Raw genomic sequence first — 16,130 nt, 5'->3', positions numbered from 1 at the left:
GCTCCGGCGGGCAAGCCCGCTACGACCCCAACGGTGCACTCTCCCTAATAACGGACTTTGTCAGCAGTCTGAAGGGCCAGTGCGATCACACTGGCCCTTTTTATTTATTAACGGGATAAAGTAAAACAGCTTATATTAAGGTTTTATAAGTTTTATTGAGGCGAATTACCCGCGCAATTAATCAACAGTTTATGAGGTATTTAAAGATAAAAGGATAATATTTTTGCCATCTATTCGTCACTGTTAGGTGCAGCTTTGCGTTTATCTCTATATATTAAAAAATATAAAAAAGTCATACTGCTTTTTTTATTTTGCCTGTTTGCCTGTTCATCCTTTGGTTATCCATTTAAACCGGGGTATATCATTACCTTATTCCTGTTGCTAATGGTCACTGCCAGTCTGTCTTCGCGCCTGTATCAAGCGCTGTTAGTCCTGGTGTGTCTTATTAGTTCAAGCTACGTGCCCGTTGGCTGGACCTATGGTCCTCCCGATTTTAACGGCGTGCTGGCGGTGTTCTACTCCAACCGGAAAGAAGGCGGCGATTTTATTCACGCTATCCCGTGGGTTTATTACGCTTGTTCGCTGATTGGTGTGCTTTTAATGCTGGCCATTTTTAACTTTAAAATAAAAAGATTTAAATATAGAGGGCTGGCAATTACGGCAGTGGTGTTATCGATGATATCCACCCCAGTTAAATTATATTTAACCACTGGTGAGTTTAATTTAGCCAGCAACGGGATGCCAATATTCCGAGTGTTTACCGATATCCTGATAAATTACCGTCTGGTTGCCGAACAAAATGCCCTGTTAAAACTCAGTCTCACCACTCCTGATCGCTGGCATCCTGAAGTCAAGGATTCCCGTTATCAACTGCATATTCTGGTGATTGGCGAAAGCGCGCGTCGCGATTTTCTTCACGCTTATGGTTTCCCGGTGGCCAATACGCCGTTTATGAGTTCAACGCCGGGAGAGATCTTTTCACACTATATTTCGGCAGCTTCTTCCACCCAGACCTCATTAAAAAACAGTCTGGCGCTGCGCCAACAAGGACGTATCGAGCTTAATAACAATATTATTACCCTGGCCAGAAAGGCCGGATTCTATACCTACTGGCTCTCCAACCAGGGATCGCTCGGGGTTCATGACACGCCGGTGGCTTCTATTGGTAAACATGCCGATCAATCACTGTTTCTGCATAATGGTGAGTCTGACGATGCCCATTATCTGCCCGATAGCCAATTGTTGTCGGCAATAGGCGGCGGCATTGCTGACCCCCGGCCCAGCAAGCTGGTGGTGATCCATCTGATAGGCTCGCATCCTGATGCCTGTACGCGTACCGACGGGCGTTATGGGGTTTTTAGAAAGTCGAAAGAAATATCCTGTTATATCGAGAGCATCAAACAAACCGATCAATTATTGGCCCAGGTGGCGGCTTTGGCCAATGCCAGCGGTCAAACCTGGTCGATGATGTACTTTTCTGACCACGGTCTGTCATTTGACGATGCCAACACGCCTTATGCGCGTTTGTCGCATCACGATAATTTTAAAGAAAACTATAATATTCCGTTGTTTATTACCGCCTCGGACAGCCAGCAGCGACAAGTTAACCCGCAGCCGAGAAGTGCGATGAATTTTTTAGCGCTATTTGCCGAGTGGATGGGCATTGAGGATAAGCTAATCAATCGCGACTGTCCGATGCGTGCTGATACTCCTTGCGGCAATCAGGATACGATTATTCAATTTAACGGGCAGACTGAGGCCTATTCCCGGCTGGCTGACGAAAAGATTGCCCTCTGAGTTTACTGACCATCCCTGGGGTGCGGTGGCTGGTGCATCCCGGCAGGATCGCTATTACCATTCAAATTTATTGAATATCATCATCACGCTTATCCGGCTGTGTCCACCGTGGAAAAAGAGTAACTTATTTCTATCGAACCGCCGCGCAGTCCGCGGCTGTTGCCTCTTAACCTGAGTGGTAAGGAACCTATTATGACCGCCTCACGTATGCCCGCACTGTTTTTGGGCCACGGTAGCCCGATGAACGTGCTTGAAGACAATATCTACACCCGTACCTGGGAAGCGTTAGGCACAACTCTACCGCGTCCGAAGGCCATTGTTGCCGTTTCCGCCCACTGGTATACCCGTGGCACCGCGGTGACCGCCATGGAAAATCCGCGCACTATCCATGATTTTGGCGGCTTTCCGCAGGCGTTATTTGAGAAACGCTACCCGGCACCGGGTTCACCAGCATTAGCCAAACGTATTCAGGAACTGTTAGCGCCGGTCGAGGTTTTGGCCGATCACAGCGAATGGGGATTTGATCATGGCTCATGGGGCGTGGTGATCAAAATGTATCCAGATGCCGATATCCCAATGGTGCAGTTGAGCATCGACGGTACCAAACCGGCTGAATACCATTATGAATTGGGCAAGAAACTGGCGGCGTTGCGCGATGAAGGGGTGATGATCGTTGCCAGCGGTAACGTAGTGCACAACTTACGTATGGTGAAATGGGAAGGTAATACCGAGCCTTATCCCTGGGCCGTGTCTTTTAACCAGTTTGTGATCGACAATCTTGCCTGGAAAGGGGAAGCCAAAGATCACCCATTGGTGAATTTTATGCAGCAAGAGGGCGGGGCGTTATCTAACCCGACGCCGGATCATTTCCTGCCATTGTTGTATGTTATCGGCGCATGGGACGGCGTTGAGCCAATTACTCTGCCGACGCAGGGGATTGTGATGGGCTCACTGAGCATGTTGTCAGTGCAGGTTGGCTAAGATTGATGCAATAAAAACGGACAATGGCCGAGGCTATTATCCGTTTTTTTATCGCGGCGATCAGCCAATAATGCTGTGGGGATAGAAGCGTGACAGATCCTGCGTGATCAGCGCGCGATCTTCTCGCAGGCCAATGCCACAGGGCTGATCGTTGACCAGCCAGCTGCCGATCAGGGTATAGCTGTCATTAAAGCGCGGCAGTTGGCAGTATTCCTGCACAATCATGCCTTCTTTGCCATAAGGTCCTTCGACTCTGGCCACTTCCTGACCTTTTTCGATAATACGAATATTGGCCCCTTCGCGGGAGAACAGCGGCTTGATCACATAGTGATCCATTGGCGGATGCGCATCTTCGGCGAAGTAAGCGGCCAGCAGGTTGGGGTGATGGGGGAACATTTCCCACAGCAACGGCAGCAAGGCCTTATTGGACAAGATGGCTTTCCACGCCGGTTCCAGCCAACGCACACCGGCATCTTCCAGCTTGGTGGAGAACACTTCGCGGAACATAAACTCCCAGGGATAGAGTTTAAACAGGTTGGCAATCACCTGATCCTGCATATCGCTAAACTGGCCGCGTTCACCCAGGCCGATTTCTTCTATAAATAAAAACTCACTGGCCAGCCCGGCTTCTTGTGCGCAGTCCTGCAAATATTGCACGGTGCCACGATCTTCCTCGGTATCCTGACAGCAGGCAAAGTGCAGCAAGGAGAAACCATGCTGGTTTTTCAGCTCGGCAAAGCGGGCGATCAGCTTTTCTTGCAGGCTGTTGTACTGATCGGCATGCGGCGGCAGATTGCCTGCGGCAATTTGATCTTCCAGCCATAACCACTGGAAAAAAGCGGCTTCGTACAGTGACGTGGGGGTATCGGCATTGTTTTCCAGCAGCTTGGGAGGATGAATGCCGTCGTAGACCAAATCCATGCGCGAATAGAGCGAGGGCTGCTTGTTGCGCCATGAAGCTCTGACAAACTCCCAACAATGTTTGGGAATTTGGAATTTCGCCATCAGCGTATCGCTGTTTACTACTTTTTCTACCACTTGCAGGCACATTTGATGCAGCTCGGCGGTGGCATCTTCGATTTGTTCAATTTGCGCCAGGGTAAACTGATAATAGGCGTCTTCACACCAGTAGGGCTCGCCATACATGGTGTGGAAATTAAAACCGAATTCAGTGGCTTTCTCGCGCCAGTTTGGCCGTTCGTTGATGGCTACACGTTTCATGCTTAGCCACCCATGCTGCGGGCAGGCATGCGGGTAGTCGCGGCGGAACTGCGCTGCATTGAGGTTTGTTTGGCGACGCTTTCACCAAAGCCGCCGCGGGTGACGGTGCTGGTGGTGGCCGGTTTCGGGGCCATGGCGCTTGGCGGCACGTTGATGCTGCGGCCGGTGGTCGCCGGGCCATAGCTTTTACCGCTGGCATCAACAAATTTGCCATTGGCCGGGCTGCCCGCCGACTGCGAGGTAAATAACGGCTGCTGGGCATATCCGCCGCCGCCCATCATTCTTCCCATCATAAAGCCAGCCATTAAAGGCATCCACATGCTGCCACCGCTTTGCTGAGATTCGGCAGACATACCGGCCTGTGCTGGCACCTGGGTACACTGTGCTTCACCGAATTCGGCCACGCAGTCGGCGCGATTGGCATATTTGGGGGCCGTTTTTTCGGCTTCTTTTTTCGCGGCATTGAATGCGGTGGTGCATTGGGCACTGGTCGACGGGTTGGCTTTGCTACAGTCATCGGCATTTTTATACAGCGCTACGGTATCGTCGCTTTGTTCGCAGGCGCTAAGCATAAATACGGCGCTGATAGCTAATGCCACGGGGGTCATACGCGAGCTACGCCAGGATTTCCGGAAGGTCTCCAGATTGATGTTTTGTGTCCGTTTCATGGTATTGATCCCATAGTTGGGCTTTTCGCCCTGTCCCAGAATAAGTCAAATTTGTAACAGAATAAGAATAAGGGAAAGGTGCTTACTATTAAAGCAGGAATGGCAAAGGTTACGAGACTTTACGTTCAGAGCGGAAAATTACGGCAGTTAAGGCGAAAGAAAAAGAAAAACCGCCCGAATGTGGGCGGTCGAGTTTGATAACAAAGTCGTCTTGATGATCGAGATAGCCGGGCATAGCACACCTGGGGGCGCTCCGGCGGGCAAGCCCGCTACGACCCCAACGGTGCACTCTCCCTAATAACGGACTTTGTCAGCAGTCTTAACCGCCCGAATGTGGGCGGTTTTAGGGTCTGAGTGACGTTGCCTGCATAAGCAACGTTACTTATCCTGCAACTCCCTTAGTTCTGGAAGGGGTTACCGGCTTTTTTTACGCTTTTATGCTTGACCGGGGTCGCTGCGGCTGGTGCCGACTTGGTCCCATTGGCAACGGCGTTTTGATCCGGCGTTTCAGGAGCCACTTGTTCAGGACTGGTTGGCACCGGTTTGCCCAGCGCGCCATTGAGCGCCAGCAAATCGTTTTCGTTGAGCGTACCCAGTGCTGATTTTATATTAAGCTGATTAATCATGTAGTTATAACGCGCACTAGAAAGCTGTTGTTTGGCATTGTACAGGGTAGTAGTGGCATCCAGCACGTCAACGATGGTGCGGGTACCCACCTGATAACCGGCTTCCATGGCATCCAGCGAACTTTGCGCAGAGACCACTGCCTGTTTGTAGGCGTTGATGCTGCTGATAGAGGCTGAAATATTGTTAAAGGAAGAACGGACGGTTTGCACTACGCTGCGATGCGCGCTTTCCAACTGCTCACTGGCGGAGACAAAATTGAATTGCGCCTGTTTCACCTGCGAGTTGACGGAACCGCCGCTGTAGATTGGCACCGTCAGGCTGAGGCCAATTTTGTTTTGACCGGCATCGGAATCGTTATAGCTGTTGCTGTTTTGCGTAGCTGAGCCGTTGTATTTGGTATTGGTCAGCCCGGTGGAGGCCGTCAAATCGAGCGTCGGCATATGCCCGGTCTGGTAGTAGCGGATCTGTTCACGCGCCAAATCCTGAGACAGGCGGGCAGAAAGCAGGCTCAGGTTGCGATTTTCGGACTCTTTCAACAGGTTATTGACCGGCTCCGGGCGTTGCGTCTGAAAGTTGTCTATATTCAATGACGCCAGCTCTGGGTAATAAACGCCGCTAACCTGACGTAACACTTCCAGCGAGTTGTCCAGGGCGTTACGGGCAGTCACTTCATTGGCCAACACGGTATCATAAGTTGAACGGGCATTTTGCACGTCGGTAATGGCAACCAGGCCGACGTTAAAGCGCTGAGTGGTCTGATCCAGTTCGCGATATACCGCCTGTTTCTGTGCTTCGGTATAGGAGAGGGCATCAATCGCACTCAAAACGTTGAAATAGGCCGTGGCGGTGTTCAGAATCAACGCTTGCTGGGCGGTCTGGAAAGTCACATCGGCGATACCTGCCGTTTTTTCCTGCAGGGTCAGGGCACGCCACTTGGACATATCAAACAGCGTTTGTGTCAGTTGCAAACTTCCGCTGCTGACGTTGCTGTTGATGCCATTGGCATCGCGATAACCATTGGTATGGTTATAATCGACCCCAAGTCCCAACTGCGGCAGCAACGGGCTGCGCGATTCGTTAATTTTTTCAAATGCAGCATCACGCGTTGCGGCTGACGCGCGCAAATCCGGGTTACTTTCCCTGGCTTGCTTGTAGACCTGCATGAGATTTTCAGCCTGACTTAAGGTGCTGAAGCCGCCGAGGCCCAACACGATCAGAAGAGGGAGCAGTTTCTTCATTTGCATTCCTTGTAGTGCAGCAATGTTATTATTTAATGCTGTCATTAAAACCAATAGATGCGGATTCTAGCAGAGACCAATGAGCAAAATACGTGGCTTAATGTGCCATCTCGCGCGGTTGGATCCAAATCTATCATAAATAGTTGCGATCATTATTACCGCATCTTTATGAAAATAGCCTGATCGAGCGCTAATTTACTTTTGACAGATGACAGGGTGACCCCGTTATGAAGCAATTCAAAGATTCACCAGTAAGTTTCGGAAAAAATGATGTAGAAATTATTGCGATTGAAACACGCTACAAAGGTTTTTTTGCCATTAACGCTTATCGGTTCCGTCATCGCCTGTTTAATGGTGAAATGAGTGGCGAGGTGGTGCGTGAAGTTTTTGAGCGTGGACATGCTGCGGTTCTGCTACCTTATGATCCGGTGCGTGATGAAGTGGTACTGATCGAACAGATACGACTGCCGGCCATCGAAAGCAGCGCTACCCCCTGGCTACTGGAGATGGTCGCCGGTATGATCGAAGAGGGCGAATCGGTAGAAGATGTCGCCCGCCGTGAAGCGTTGGAAGAAGCCGGCATTGTGATTGGACGCTGTAAACCTATGCTGAGTTATCTGGCAAGTCCGGGTGGCACCAGTGAGCGTCTTTCTATTATGGTGGGTGAGGTCGATGCCTCGACGGCAACAGGAATTCATGGTCTGGAAACCGAAAATGAAGACATCCAGGTGCATGTGGTCAGCCGGGAACAGGCTTACCGCTGGGTGGAAGAAGGAGCGATAGATAATGCCGCGTCAGTGATTGCCTTACAGTGGCTGGCTCTGCACCATGAATCCTTAAGAAAAGAATGGGTTAACGAATGATTAAGCGCTATGTTCCCGATTTTCCTGAAATGATGAGATTGTGCGAAACCAATTTTGCACAATTGCGCCGTTTATTGCCGCGCAACGATGAGGTCGGACAAACGGTGATTTATCAGGTGCCTGCCGCCACCTATCAGTTGAAAATTCTGGAATCGACACGCTATACCTCGCTGGTGGAGATCAAACAGACGCTACCCGCTGTCAGCTATTGGAGCCTGCCCTCGATGAGCGTGCGGCTCTACCACGATGCGATGGTTGCCGAAGTGTGTGCAAGCCAACAGATCTTCCGCTTCAAAGCAAGCTATGATTATCCTAATAAAAAGTTGCATCAGCGCGACGAAAAGCATCAAATTAACCAGTTTCTTGCTGATTGGCTGCGCTATTGTCTGGCCCATGGAGCCATGCCAGTTCCGGTTTGTTAGACAGACTTCAATAACAAAGGACCGAATTTGGAAAGCCTGTTTAAACTGCCTTTGGTAGATGGGGCCAAAGTCAGGATATTGCAGATTACAGATACCCACCTTTTTGCCGGTGAAGATCAGACCTTGCTGGGTGTGAATACGCTGCGCAGCTATCGTGCCGTGCTGGATGCCATTTGCGCCCAGCAGCGCGAGGTTGACATTATAGCGGCAACCGGTGACCTGGCTCAGGATCAATCCGTAGAGGCCTATCACCACTTTGCCCATGGCGTGAGTCGCTTTGCCGCGCCCTGCGTCTGGTTACCGGGAAATCACGACTTTCAGCCGGCGATGGTTGACGCCCTGGCCGAGGCCGGGATCCATCCGTCGAAACAGGTGCTGCTCGGCGACAACTGGCAGATCCTGTTACTGGATACGCAGGTATTTGGCGTTCCCCATGGCGAGCTCAGCGAGTATCAGCTGGAGTGGATGAAGCGCTGTCTTGATGAGCAGCCGCAGCGCTTTACGCTGATTATGCTGCACCATCATCCGCTGCCGTCGGGTTGTACCTGGCTGGATCAACACAGCCTGCGCAATGCCCATACGCTGGCGCGGGTGCTGCAGAACTACCCCAAGGTCACCACCCTGCTGTGCGGTCATATCCACCAGGAGCTGGACCTCGACTGGTACGGCAGACGTCTGTATGCCACACCGTCAACCTGCGTGCAGTTCAAACCGCATTGCACCAATTTTACCCTCGATACCCTGGCTCCCGGTTGGCGCTATCTGACGCTGCATCCCGATGGTCGAGTGGAAACGGAAGTCTGTCGCTTGCAGAGCGATGAATTTCGCCCAGATTCCGATTCGGAAGGCTACTGATGAGCACATTGCTATATCTGCATGGTTTTAACAGTTCCCCCCAGTCAGCGAAGGCCATGGCCTTGCAGCACTGGCTGGCAGAACACCATCCGCAGATCGAGATGCTGATCCCCACGCTGCTGCCTTATCCGGCCGAAGCTGCCGAGCAGCTGGAAACGCTGGTGATGAGCCGATCGGGTGAGAAAATCGGTATTGTCGGTTCTTCTCTCGGTGGCTACTATGCGACCTGGCTTTCTCAATGCTTTACCTTGCCGGCGGTAGTGGTTAATCCCGCCGTGCGGCCATATGAACTGTTAATCGACTTTCTCGGACTCAATCACAACCCCTACACCGGCCAGCAATATGTGTTAGAGTCACGCCATGTTTACGATCTCAAAGTGATGCAGATCGAGCCGTTGGAGTCACCGGATTTACTTTGGTTACTCCAGCAAACCGGCGACGAAATCCTCGACTATCGGCAGGCCGTGGCGTACTACGCGCTATGCCGCCAAACGATAGAACCTGAGGGCAACCACGCTTTTGTCGGCTTTGAACGTTATTTCTCACCGATTGTGGATTTCCTGGGGTTGGCTACAGATTAAGTTTTGCGAGCCACTCACGCCATGTTTGCCAACAACAGAATCGTTCACTCACAACCAGAGCCACGAATTAATACCAGATGAGCCAATCAACTTATAACGCGGATTCTATTGAGGTTCTTAGCGGCCTTGAACCTGTGCGTCGCCGTCCCGGCATGTATACCGATACCAGCCGTCCCAACCATCTTGGGCAGGAAGTTATCGATAACAGCGTCGATGAGGCGCTGGCGGGTCATGCCCGTCGTATTGAAGTGATCCTGTACCCCGACCAGTCCCTGGAAGTGATCGACGATGGTCGCGGTATGCCGGTGGATATCCATCCGGATGAAGGGATCCCGGCGGTAGAGCTGATTTTTTGCCGTTTGCATGCCGGTGGCAAGTTTTCCAATAAAAACTATCAGTTTTCCGGTGGCTTGCACGGCGTCGGCATCTCGGTGGTCAACGCCCTGTCGAAACGGGTAGAAGTCACCGTGCGCCGCGATGCGCAAGTTTATGCCATGGCATTTGAGAACGGCGATAAAGTTGAAGATCTGACCGTTATCGGCACCGTCGGTAAACGTAATACCGGTACCAGCGTCCATTTCTGGCCCGATGAGAGCTTTTTTGACAGCCCGCGTTTTTCGGTCAGCCGCCTCAGCCATTTGCTGAAGGCCAAAGCGGTGCTGTGCCCCGGGGTCGAAATCGTTTTTAAAGATCAGCTTAATAATACCGAACAACGCTGGTGCTATCAGGACGGTTTGACCGATTACCTGATGGAAGCGGTCAACGGCCTGGTTACCCTGCCGGAAACGGCTTTTGTCGGCGCATTTTCCGGCGAGACCGAAGCGGTTCACTGGGCGCTGTTATGGCTGCCGGAAGGCGGCGAAATGCTGACCGAAAGCTACGTTAACCTGATCCCGACCATGCAGGGCGGTACCCACGTTAACGGTCTGCGTCAGGGTTTGCTTGACGCCATGCGCGAGTTTTGTGAATACCGCAATATCCTGCCACGCGGCGTCAAGCTGTCGGCAGATGATATCTGGGATCGCTGTGCCTATGTGTTGTCGGTAAAAATGCAGGATCCGCAGTTTGCCGGGCAGACCAAAGAGCGTCTCTCTTCCCGTCAGTGTGCGGCCTTTGTTTCCGGCGTGGTGAAAGACGCCTTTAGCCTGTGGCTCAACCAGAACGTGCAGGCGGCGGAACAGCTGGCCGAGCTGGCGATTTCCAGCGCCCAGCGCCGTATGCGTGCCGCAAAAAAAGTGGTACGTAAAAAGCTGACCAGCGGACCGGCACTGCCTGGCAAGCTGGCGGACTGTACCTCGCAAGATTTAAAAATGACCGAACTCTTTCTGGTGGAAGGGGATTCCGCCGGTGGATCGGCCAAGCAGGCGCGAGACCGCGAATATCAGGCGATCATGCCGCTGAAAGGCAAGATCCTTAACACCTGGGAAGTCTCCTCTGATGAAGTGCTGGCCTCGCAGGAAGTTCACGATATTTCCGTGGCGATCGGCATCGATCCGGACAGCGAAGATTTAAGCCAGCTGCGCTACGGCAAGATTTGTATTCTCGCCGATGCCGACTCCGATGGTCTGCATATCGCGACGCTGCTGTGTGCGCTGTTTGTTCGCCACTTCCGCGCGCTGGTACGCGATGGACATGTGTATGTTGCCATGCCGCCGCTGTATCGCATCGACCTGGGCAAAGAAGTGTTCTATGCGCTGGATGAAGAAGAGAAAACCGGCGTGCTGGAACAGCTTAAACGCAAAAAGGGTAAACCCAATGTACAGCGCTTCAAAGGGCTGGGCGAGATGAACCCGCTGCAACTGCGTGAAACCACGCTGGATCCCAACACCCGCCGTCTGGTGCAACTGACCATCAGCGAAGAAAACGTTGAGCAGACGCTGCGCATGATGGATATGTTGTTGGCGAAAAAACGCTCTGAAGATCGCCGTAACTGGCTGCAAGATAAGGGCGATACCGCGGAATTGTCGGTTTGAGTTTTTGTTGCTGATAGCAGGCGGCAGGGCTGCCCTATAAAAAAACCGGAGTGCGTTAAGCATCTCCGGTTGAGTTTGATGACCAAGTCGTCTTGATGATCGAGATACCCGGGCATAGCACACCTAGGGGCGCTCCGGCGGGCAAGCCCGCTACGACCCCAACGGTGCACTCTCCCTAATAACGAACTTTGTCAGCAGTCTGAACCGGAGTGCGTTAAGCATCTCCGTTTTTTTTATCTGCCATCAGCAGGATCAGGCTTTTTCGATAATATTGATTTTCACTTCCTGCACATCGTTTTTAATATTTTCACGATGGCTGTGCATATGCGCCGCTTGCTGATGATCTTCCAGATGAGCCATGCTTTGCCACTCCTCGAGCATAAAGATCGAATCAGGCGCGCTATGGCGCCAGGGGATCTGCCCTTTGACGTCAATAAAAGGCTCGTAGCGATGACAGCCTTTTTCTGCCAGCACCTGGGGCAGCAAATGGGTGATTTTTTCCAATACGGCGTTACGACGGCCCGGCTTAATGATGATTTCAGCAATAACGGTGATCATAAAAACCTCGATTTACCCTTGATACTGTGGGTCCCGGTTGTCTCTGACCCACTCCGATGGCGCATCTTGATAGTGACAGTGTGCTCAGGCGTTGCCAAACACATTGTCTAAATGGGCACGATAACGGGCGAAATCACCGTCGATATCCGGCTGCTTAATCACATCATTACACATAAAGGTTGGCAGCGTATCCATGCCGAGGAACTGATTGGCTTTATGGAAAGGCAGATAAACGCCATCAACGCCGACGCCGTGGAAGAACTGGTCTTTATCTTCAAAAGCCTCAACGGGGGCGTTCCAGGTGACTGACAGCATATAAGCCGTACCCTGGATCAGACCGCCAGAGCCGTACTTTTTCGACTCATCGGAACGAGTGCGACCGTCGCTGGCGTACAGCTTGCCGTGACCGATGGTAAAGACTTCATCAATATATTTTTTCATCGTCCAGGGCGCGCCCATCCACCAACCCGGCATCTGGTAGATCACCGCGTCAGCCCACAGGTAGCTCTCAACTTCTGCTTCGATATCATAACCCGCTTCGATATGGGTTACGCGTACGCTGTGCCCGGCGTCGCGCAGAAAGGTGTCGGCAACCTCGGTCAGGCTGCTGTTGAGGACACCTTTTGAATGTCCAAATGCTTTGCCCGCATTAATAATCAGTATGTTGCTCATGGCATTGACCTCGTTAGTAAACTATTGCCAGAGAGTGTACCGAAAATCGCAGGTAGAAAAAATGTGCGCCAGAGCACAATACTGTTGCTAAATATGCAATAAAGCCTCGAAGTTATCGATATTACATCACTATCTGCGTTGATGATCGTCGCCACAAACGCGGCTCATCGCACAGCAACTGTGACAGCAATACGCCATATGATGTACTATCGCGAACATCATCGCCTTGTGCGACCACGCCTGTGCGTGTCTGTAAGCAGGCCTCCGTATTTTCCAGAACGTCTATTTTCCAGCACAAGAGTGCCACGGGTCTGAGGATAAAAAGTAATGAGTGAAATGACTCATGATGGTACAGAGCGTTTAGCGCTGCACACCTTTACCGAGAATGCCTATCTCAACTACTCCATGTACGTGATCATGGATCGGGCATTGCCGTACATTGGCGACGGCCTGAAGCCGGTTCAGCGTCGCATTATTTATGCCATGTCCGAGCTGGGCCTGAGCAATAGCGCCAAGTTTAAAAAATCCGCCCGTACCGTGGGTGACGTGTTGGGTAAGTATCATCCACACGGCGACAGCGCCTGCTATGAAGCCATGGTGCTGATGGCACAGCCGTTCTCCTATCGCTATACGCTGGTGGACGGTCAGGGCAACTGGGGGGCACCGGATGATCCGAAATCCTTTGCTGCCATGCGTTATACCGAATCACGGCTGTCGAAATATGCCGAAGTGCTGCTGCGTGAATTGGCGCAGGGCACCGCCGACTGGGTGCCAAACTTTGACGGCACCATGCAGGAGCCGAAAATGCTGCCTGCGCGTCTGCCGAATATTCTGCTCAATGGCACCACCGGTATTGCCGTCGGTATGGCGACGGATATTCCGCCGCATAACCTGCGTGAAATTGCCAATGCCCTGGTGGCGCTGCTTGAGAAGCCGGGCAGTTCGCTCGAGGACCTGCTGGAGTATGTGCAGGGACCGGACTTCCCTACTGAAGCCGAAATAATTACGCCGCGTAATGAAATACGCAAAATTTATGAGTCGGGCAAAGGCTCGGTGCGCATGCGCGCGCTATGGAAAAAAGAAGACGGCAGTGCGGTGATCACCGCGTTGCCGCATCAGGTCTCCGGCGCCAAGGTGCTGGAGCAGATTGCCAGCCAGATGCGCGCCAAGAAACTGCCGATGGTAGATGACTTGCGTGACGAATCGGATCATGAAAATCCAACGCGGCTGGTGATTGTGCCGCGTACTAATCGTGTCGATCTCGAGCAGGTGATGAATCATCTGTTCGCCACTACCGATCTTGAACGTAGCTACCGCATCAATATGAATATGATCGGTCTGGATAACCGCCCGCAGGTCAAAGGCTTGCTGGAGATCCTTACCGAATGGTTATCCTACCGTCGTGATACCGTCCGCCGTCGCCTGAATTTCCGTCTGGATAAAGTGTTGAAGCGTCTGCATATTTTAGAAGGCTTATTGATCGCCTTCCTCAATATTGACGAAGTCATCCATATCATTCGCAGCGAAGATGAACCCAAGCCGGTGTTGATGGCGCGCTTTGGGCTCAGTGATACCCAGGCAGAATCGATCCTCGAATTGAAATTGCGCCACCTGGCCAAACTCGAAGAGGTGAAGATCCGCGGTGAGCAGGATGAACTGGCGAAAGAGCGTGACCAACTGCAGTCGCTGCTGGCTTCAGAACGTAAATTGAGTACGCTGATCCGCAAAGAAATTCAGGCCGATGCCGAAGCCTACGGTGACGATCGTCGTTCGCCAATTATCGAACGCAGCGAAGCCAAGGCGATGAGCGAGCATGACTTTATTCCGTCTGAGCCGGTCACAGTCGTATTGTCTGAAATGGGCTGGGTACGTGGTGCCAAAGGCCACGATATAGACCCGCTTGGGCTAAGCTATAAGGCGGGTGACAGCTTCCGCAGTGCCGCTCGAGGCAAGAGTAACCAGCCGGTGGTGTTTATCGACTCCACCGGGCGCAGCTACGCGCTCGATAGCAATACGCTGCCTTCGGCGCGAGGTCAGGGTGAGCCGTTAACCGGCAAACTGACGCCGCCGCCGGGTGCCACTATTCAGCAGGTGCTGATGGCCGCAGACGATCAGAAACTGTTGATGGCCTCCGATGCCGGTTACGGTTTTGTCTGTACCTTTAACGATCTGGTGGCTCGTAACCGCGCGGGCAAGGCGATGATTTCCTTGCCGGACAATGCGAAAGTGTTGCCGCCGATCGAACTGACTGACGACGAAGCGATGCTGCTGTCGATCACCAGTGTCGGTCGTATGCTGTTGTTCCCGGTTGCCGATTTGCCGCAGTTGTCAAAAGGCAAAGGCAACAAGATCGTCTCGATCCCGGCGGCGCAGGCGGCATCCGGTGAGGACAAACTGGCCTGGTTGCTGGTATTGTCACCGCAGACGTCAATCACCTTATATGCCGGTAAACGCAAGTTGACCCTGCGTCCTGAGGATTTGCAGAAATACTGTGCCGAACGGGGTCGTAAAGGCACGCTGTTGCCGCGAGGGCTACAGAACGTTGACCGCGTTGAAATCGACACCCCGGCGCGCCCTGCAACTGGCAATAGCGAAGAGTAATTGCGTGCCTGGTCAGGGCTTTTGGGGCACTTCGTTGCCCTGAAAGCCCTGGGTTGCCAAAGCGCGTGGCGCGGAGGGGTAAGTTGCGGAGTCTGCTGATAATCTTGCGCCGCAGCGCAAATAATTTACATTTTTGCCGCGATAAATTATTTGGATTAAGAAAAACTCTCTGCGGGAGAAGAATAACTATTGTATAGAGCCTGCTGAGGCCCGAGAATAGCCCAGCGGCAAAGGAACGACAGGGTCAGACCTGGTTTGGCTTCGGTTGTATGCTTAAGAGGGTGTTATGTTACTTATTTTTCGCTTTATTTATGTCGTGGTTTTCTCAATTCTGGTGTGCATTTTCGGTTCGATTTATTGCCTTTTCAGCCCAAGAAATCCAAAACATGTAGCGACTTTCGGTCATCTTTTTGGCGGCTTGGCACCCATATTTGGCCTGAAGGTTGAAAAGCGCACCCCACCTGATGCGGCACACTACGGTAACTGTATCTATATCGCCAATCACCAGAACAATTACGATATGGTGACCGCGTCCAGTATGGTTCAGCCAAGAACGGTGACCGTGGGCAAAAAAAGCCTGCTGTGGATCCCCTTTTTCGGCCCGCTCTACTGGCTGACCGGTAACCTGCTGATTGATCGTGATAACCGTGCCAAGGCGCATGGCACCATCTCGCAGGTTGTTGAGCAGTTTAAAAAGAAAGATATCTCTATCTGGATGTTTCCGGAAGGAACACGTAGCCGGGGACGCGGCTTGATGCCTTTTAAAACCGGGGCTTTTCATGCGGCCATTGCGGCTGGCGTGCCGATTGTGCCGATTTGCGTCTCCAATACCAGCAATAAAATCAAACTCAATCGCTGGTCTAATGGTCTGGTTATTATTGAAATGTTGCCGCCGGTGGATACCTCACAATATGGCAAAGAGCGTTTGCGCGAGCTGGCTGAGCACTGCCGGCAGATGATGGGCGAAAAAATCGCCGAGTTGGATGCCGAAGTTGCGGCGCGCGAAGCGGCAATGACGAATAAAAAATAGCGGTACCCATACCACTGCTCTGCTTTGGGCCTTCTGCACCGGC

The 16,130-nt window shown here is 52.2% G+C and carries 14 protein-coding genes; 9 read left to right on the top strand and 5 right to left on the bottom strand.

The window, feature by feature from the left end:
• Positions 1 to 255 precede the first annotated feature (255 nt).
• Both GW590_RS02545 and ygiD read left to right on the top strand, forming a co-directional pair.
• Complete coding sequence (locus GW590_RS02545; protein WP_169401436.1) at positions 256 to 1,797, top strand: phosphoethanolamine transferase; 1,542 nt, start codon at positions 256 to 258, stop codon at positions 1,795 to 1,797.
• 192 nt (positions 1,798 to 1,989) lie between these two features.
• Positions 1,990 to 2,778 carry a 4,5-DOPA-extradiol-dioxygenase gene (gene ygiD / locus GW590_RS02540; protein ID WP_169401435.1) on the top strand — a complete coding sequence of 263 codons (789 nt, stop codon included), beginning with the start codon at positions 1,990 to 1,992 and terminating at the stop codon, positions 2,776 to 2,778.
• Positions 2,779 to 2,838: 60 nt separating this feature from the next.
• On the opposite strand, the gene GW590_RS02535 is transcribed toward ygiD, so the two are convergent.
• The 3 genes from GW590_RS02535 to tolC all read right to left on the bottom strand — a co-directional run bounded on the left by GW590_RS02535 (position 2,839) and on the right by tolC (position 6,532).
• The gene (locus GW590_RS02535; protein ID WP_169401434.1) at positions 2,839 to 3,999 is read right to left on the bottom strand and encodes a glutathionylspermidine synthase family protein; all 1,161 of its coding nucleotides are present in this window, start codon (positions 3,997 to 3,999) and stop codon (positions 2,839 to 2,841) included.
• Positions 4,000 to 4,001: 2 nt separating this feature from the next.
• A complete protein-coding gene (locus tag GW590_RS02530; protein ID WP_169401433.1) occupies positions 4,002 to 4,667 on the bottom strand; it encodes a DUF1190 family protein in 666 nt (221 codons plus the stop codon).
• Between the two features lie 398 nt (positions 4,668 to 5,065).
• Entirely contained in the window at positions 5,066 to 6,532 is a 1,467-nt protein-coding gene (tolC, locus tag GW590_RS02525) for an outer membrane channel protein TolC (RefSeq protein WP_169401432.1), read from the bottom strand.
• 227 nt (positions 6,533 to 6,759) lie between these two features.
• Here tolC and nudF point away from each other — a divergent pair, with 227 nt between their 5' ends.
• The 5 genes from nudF (at position 6,760) to parE (ending at position 11,226) form a co-directional block, all read left to right on the top strand.
• On the top strand, positions 6,760 to 7,395 hold the full coding sequence (nudF, locus tag GW590_RS02520; protein ID WP_169401431.1) for an ADP-ribose diphosphatase: 636 nt from the start codon (positions 6,760 to 6,762) through the stop codon (positions 7,393 to 7,395).
• On the top strand, positions 7,392 to 7,817 hold the full coding sequence (locus GW590_RS02515) for a DUF1249 family protein (protein ID WP_169401430.1): 426 nt from the start codon (positions 7,392 to 7,394) through the stop codon (positions 7,815 to 7,817). Before nudF ends, GW590_RS02515 begins: the two co-directional genes overlap by 4 nt.
• A gap of 27 nt (positions 7,818 to 7,844) precedes the next feature.
• Positions 7,845 to 8,672: a 3',5'-cyclic-AMP phosphodiesterase gene (gene cpdA, locus GW590_RS02510; RefSeq protein ID WP_169401429.1), complete on the top strand. Its 828-nt coding sequence runs from the start codon at positions 7,845 to 7,847 to the stop codon at positions 8,670 to 8,672.
• The gene (gene yqiA, locus GW590_RS02505; RefSeq protein ID WP_169401428.1) at positions 8,672 to 9,253 is read left to right on the top strand and encodes an esterase YqiA; all 582 of its coding nucleotides are present in this window, start codon (positions 8,672 to 8,674) and stop codon (positions 9,251 to 9,253) included. The genes cpdA and yqiA overlap by 1 nt, the downstream gene beginning before the upstream one ends.
• Positions 9,254 to 9,330: 77 nt before the next feature.
• A complete protein-coding gene (gene parE / locus GW590_RS02500) occupies positions 9,331 to 11,226 on the top strand; it encodes a DNA topoisomerase IV subunit B (RefSeq protein WP_169401427.1) in 1,896 nt (631 codons plus the stop codon).
• Between the two features lie 252 nt (positions 11,227 to 11,478).
• Here parE and GW590_RS02495 read toward each other — a convergent pair whose 3' ends face one another.
• Both GW590_RS02495 and GW590_RS02490 read right to left on the bottom strand, forming a co-directional pair.
• On the bottom strand, positions 11,479 to 11,784 hold the full coding sequence (locus GW590_RS02495) for a putative quinol monooxygenase (RefSeq protein ID WP_169401426.1): 306 nt from the start codon (positions 11,782 to 11,784) through the stop codon (positions 11,479 to 11,481).
• An 84-nt stretch (positions 11,785 to 11,868) separates the two neighbouring features.
• Positions 11,869 to 12,456, bottom strand: a complete 588-nt coding sequence (locus GW590_RS02490) for an NAD(P)H-dependent oxidoreductase (RefSeq protein WP_169401425.1) — start codon at positions 12,454 to 12,456, stop codon at positions 11,869 to 11,871.
• A 327-nt stretch (positions 12,457 to 12,783) separates the two neighbouring features.
• Here GW590_RS02490 and parC point away from each other — a divergent pair, with 327 nt between their 5' ends.
• On the top strand, positions 12,784 to 15,057 hold the full coding sequence (gene parC, locus GW590_RS02485; protein ID WP_169401424.1) for a DNA topoisomerase IV subunit A: 2,274 nt from the start codon (positions 12,784 to 12,786) through the stop codon (positions 15,055 to 15,057).
• 286 nt (positions 15,058 to 15,343) lie between these two features.
• A complete protein-coding gene (locus tag GW590_RS02480; protein WP_169401423.1) occupies positions 15,344 to 16,087 on the top strand; it encodes a 1-acylglycerol-3-phosphate O-acyltransferase in 744 nt (247 codons plus the stop codon).
• The last annotated feature ends 43 nt before the right edge of the window (positions 16,088 to 16,130 follow it).

Source organism: Rouxiella aceris, from assembly GCF_012933545.1.
Classification (GTDB): Bacteria; Pseudomonadota; Gammaproteobacteria; order Enterobacterales; family Enterobacteriaceae; genus Rouxiella; species Rouxiella aceris.
The sequence above is the reverse complement of the archived record's forward strand: the minus strand, read 5'-3'. Positions and strand labels throughout refer to the sequence as shown.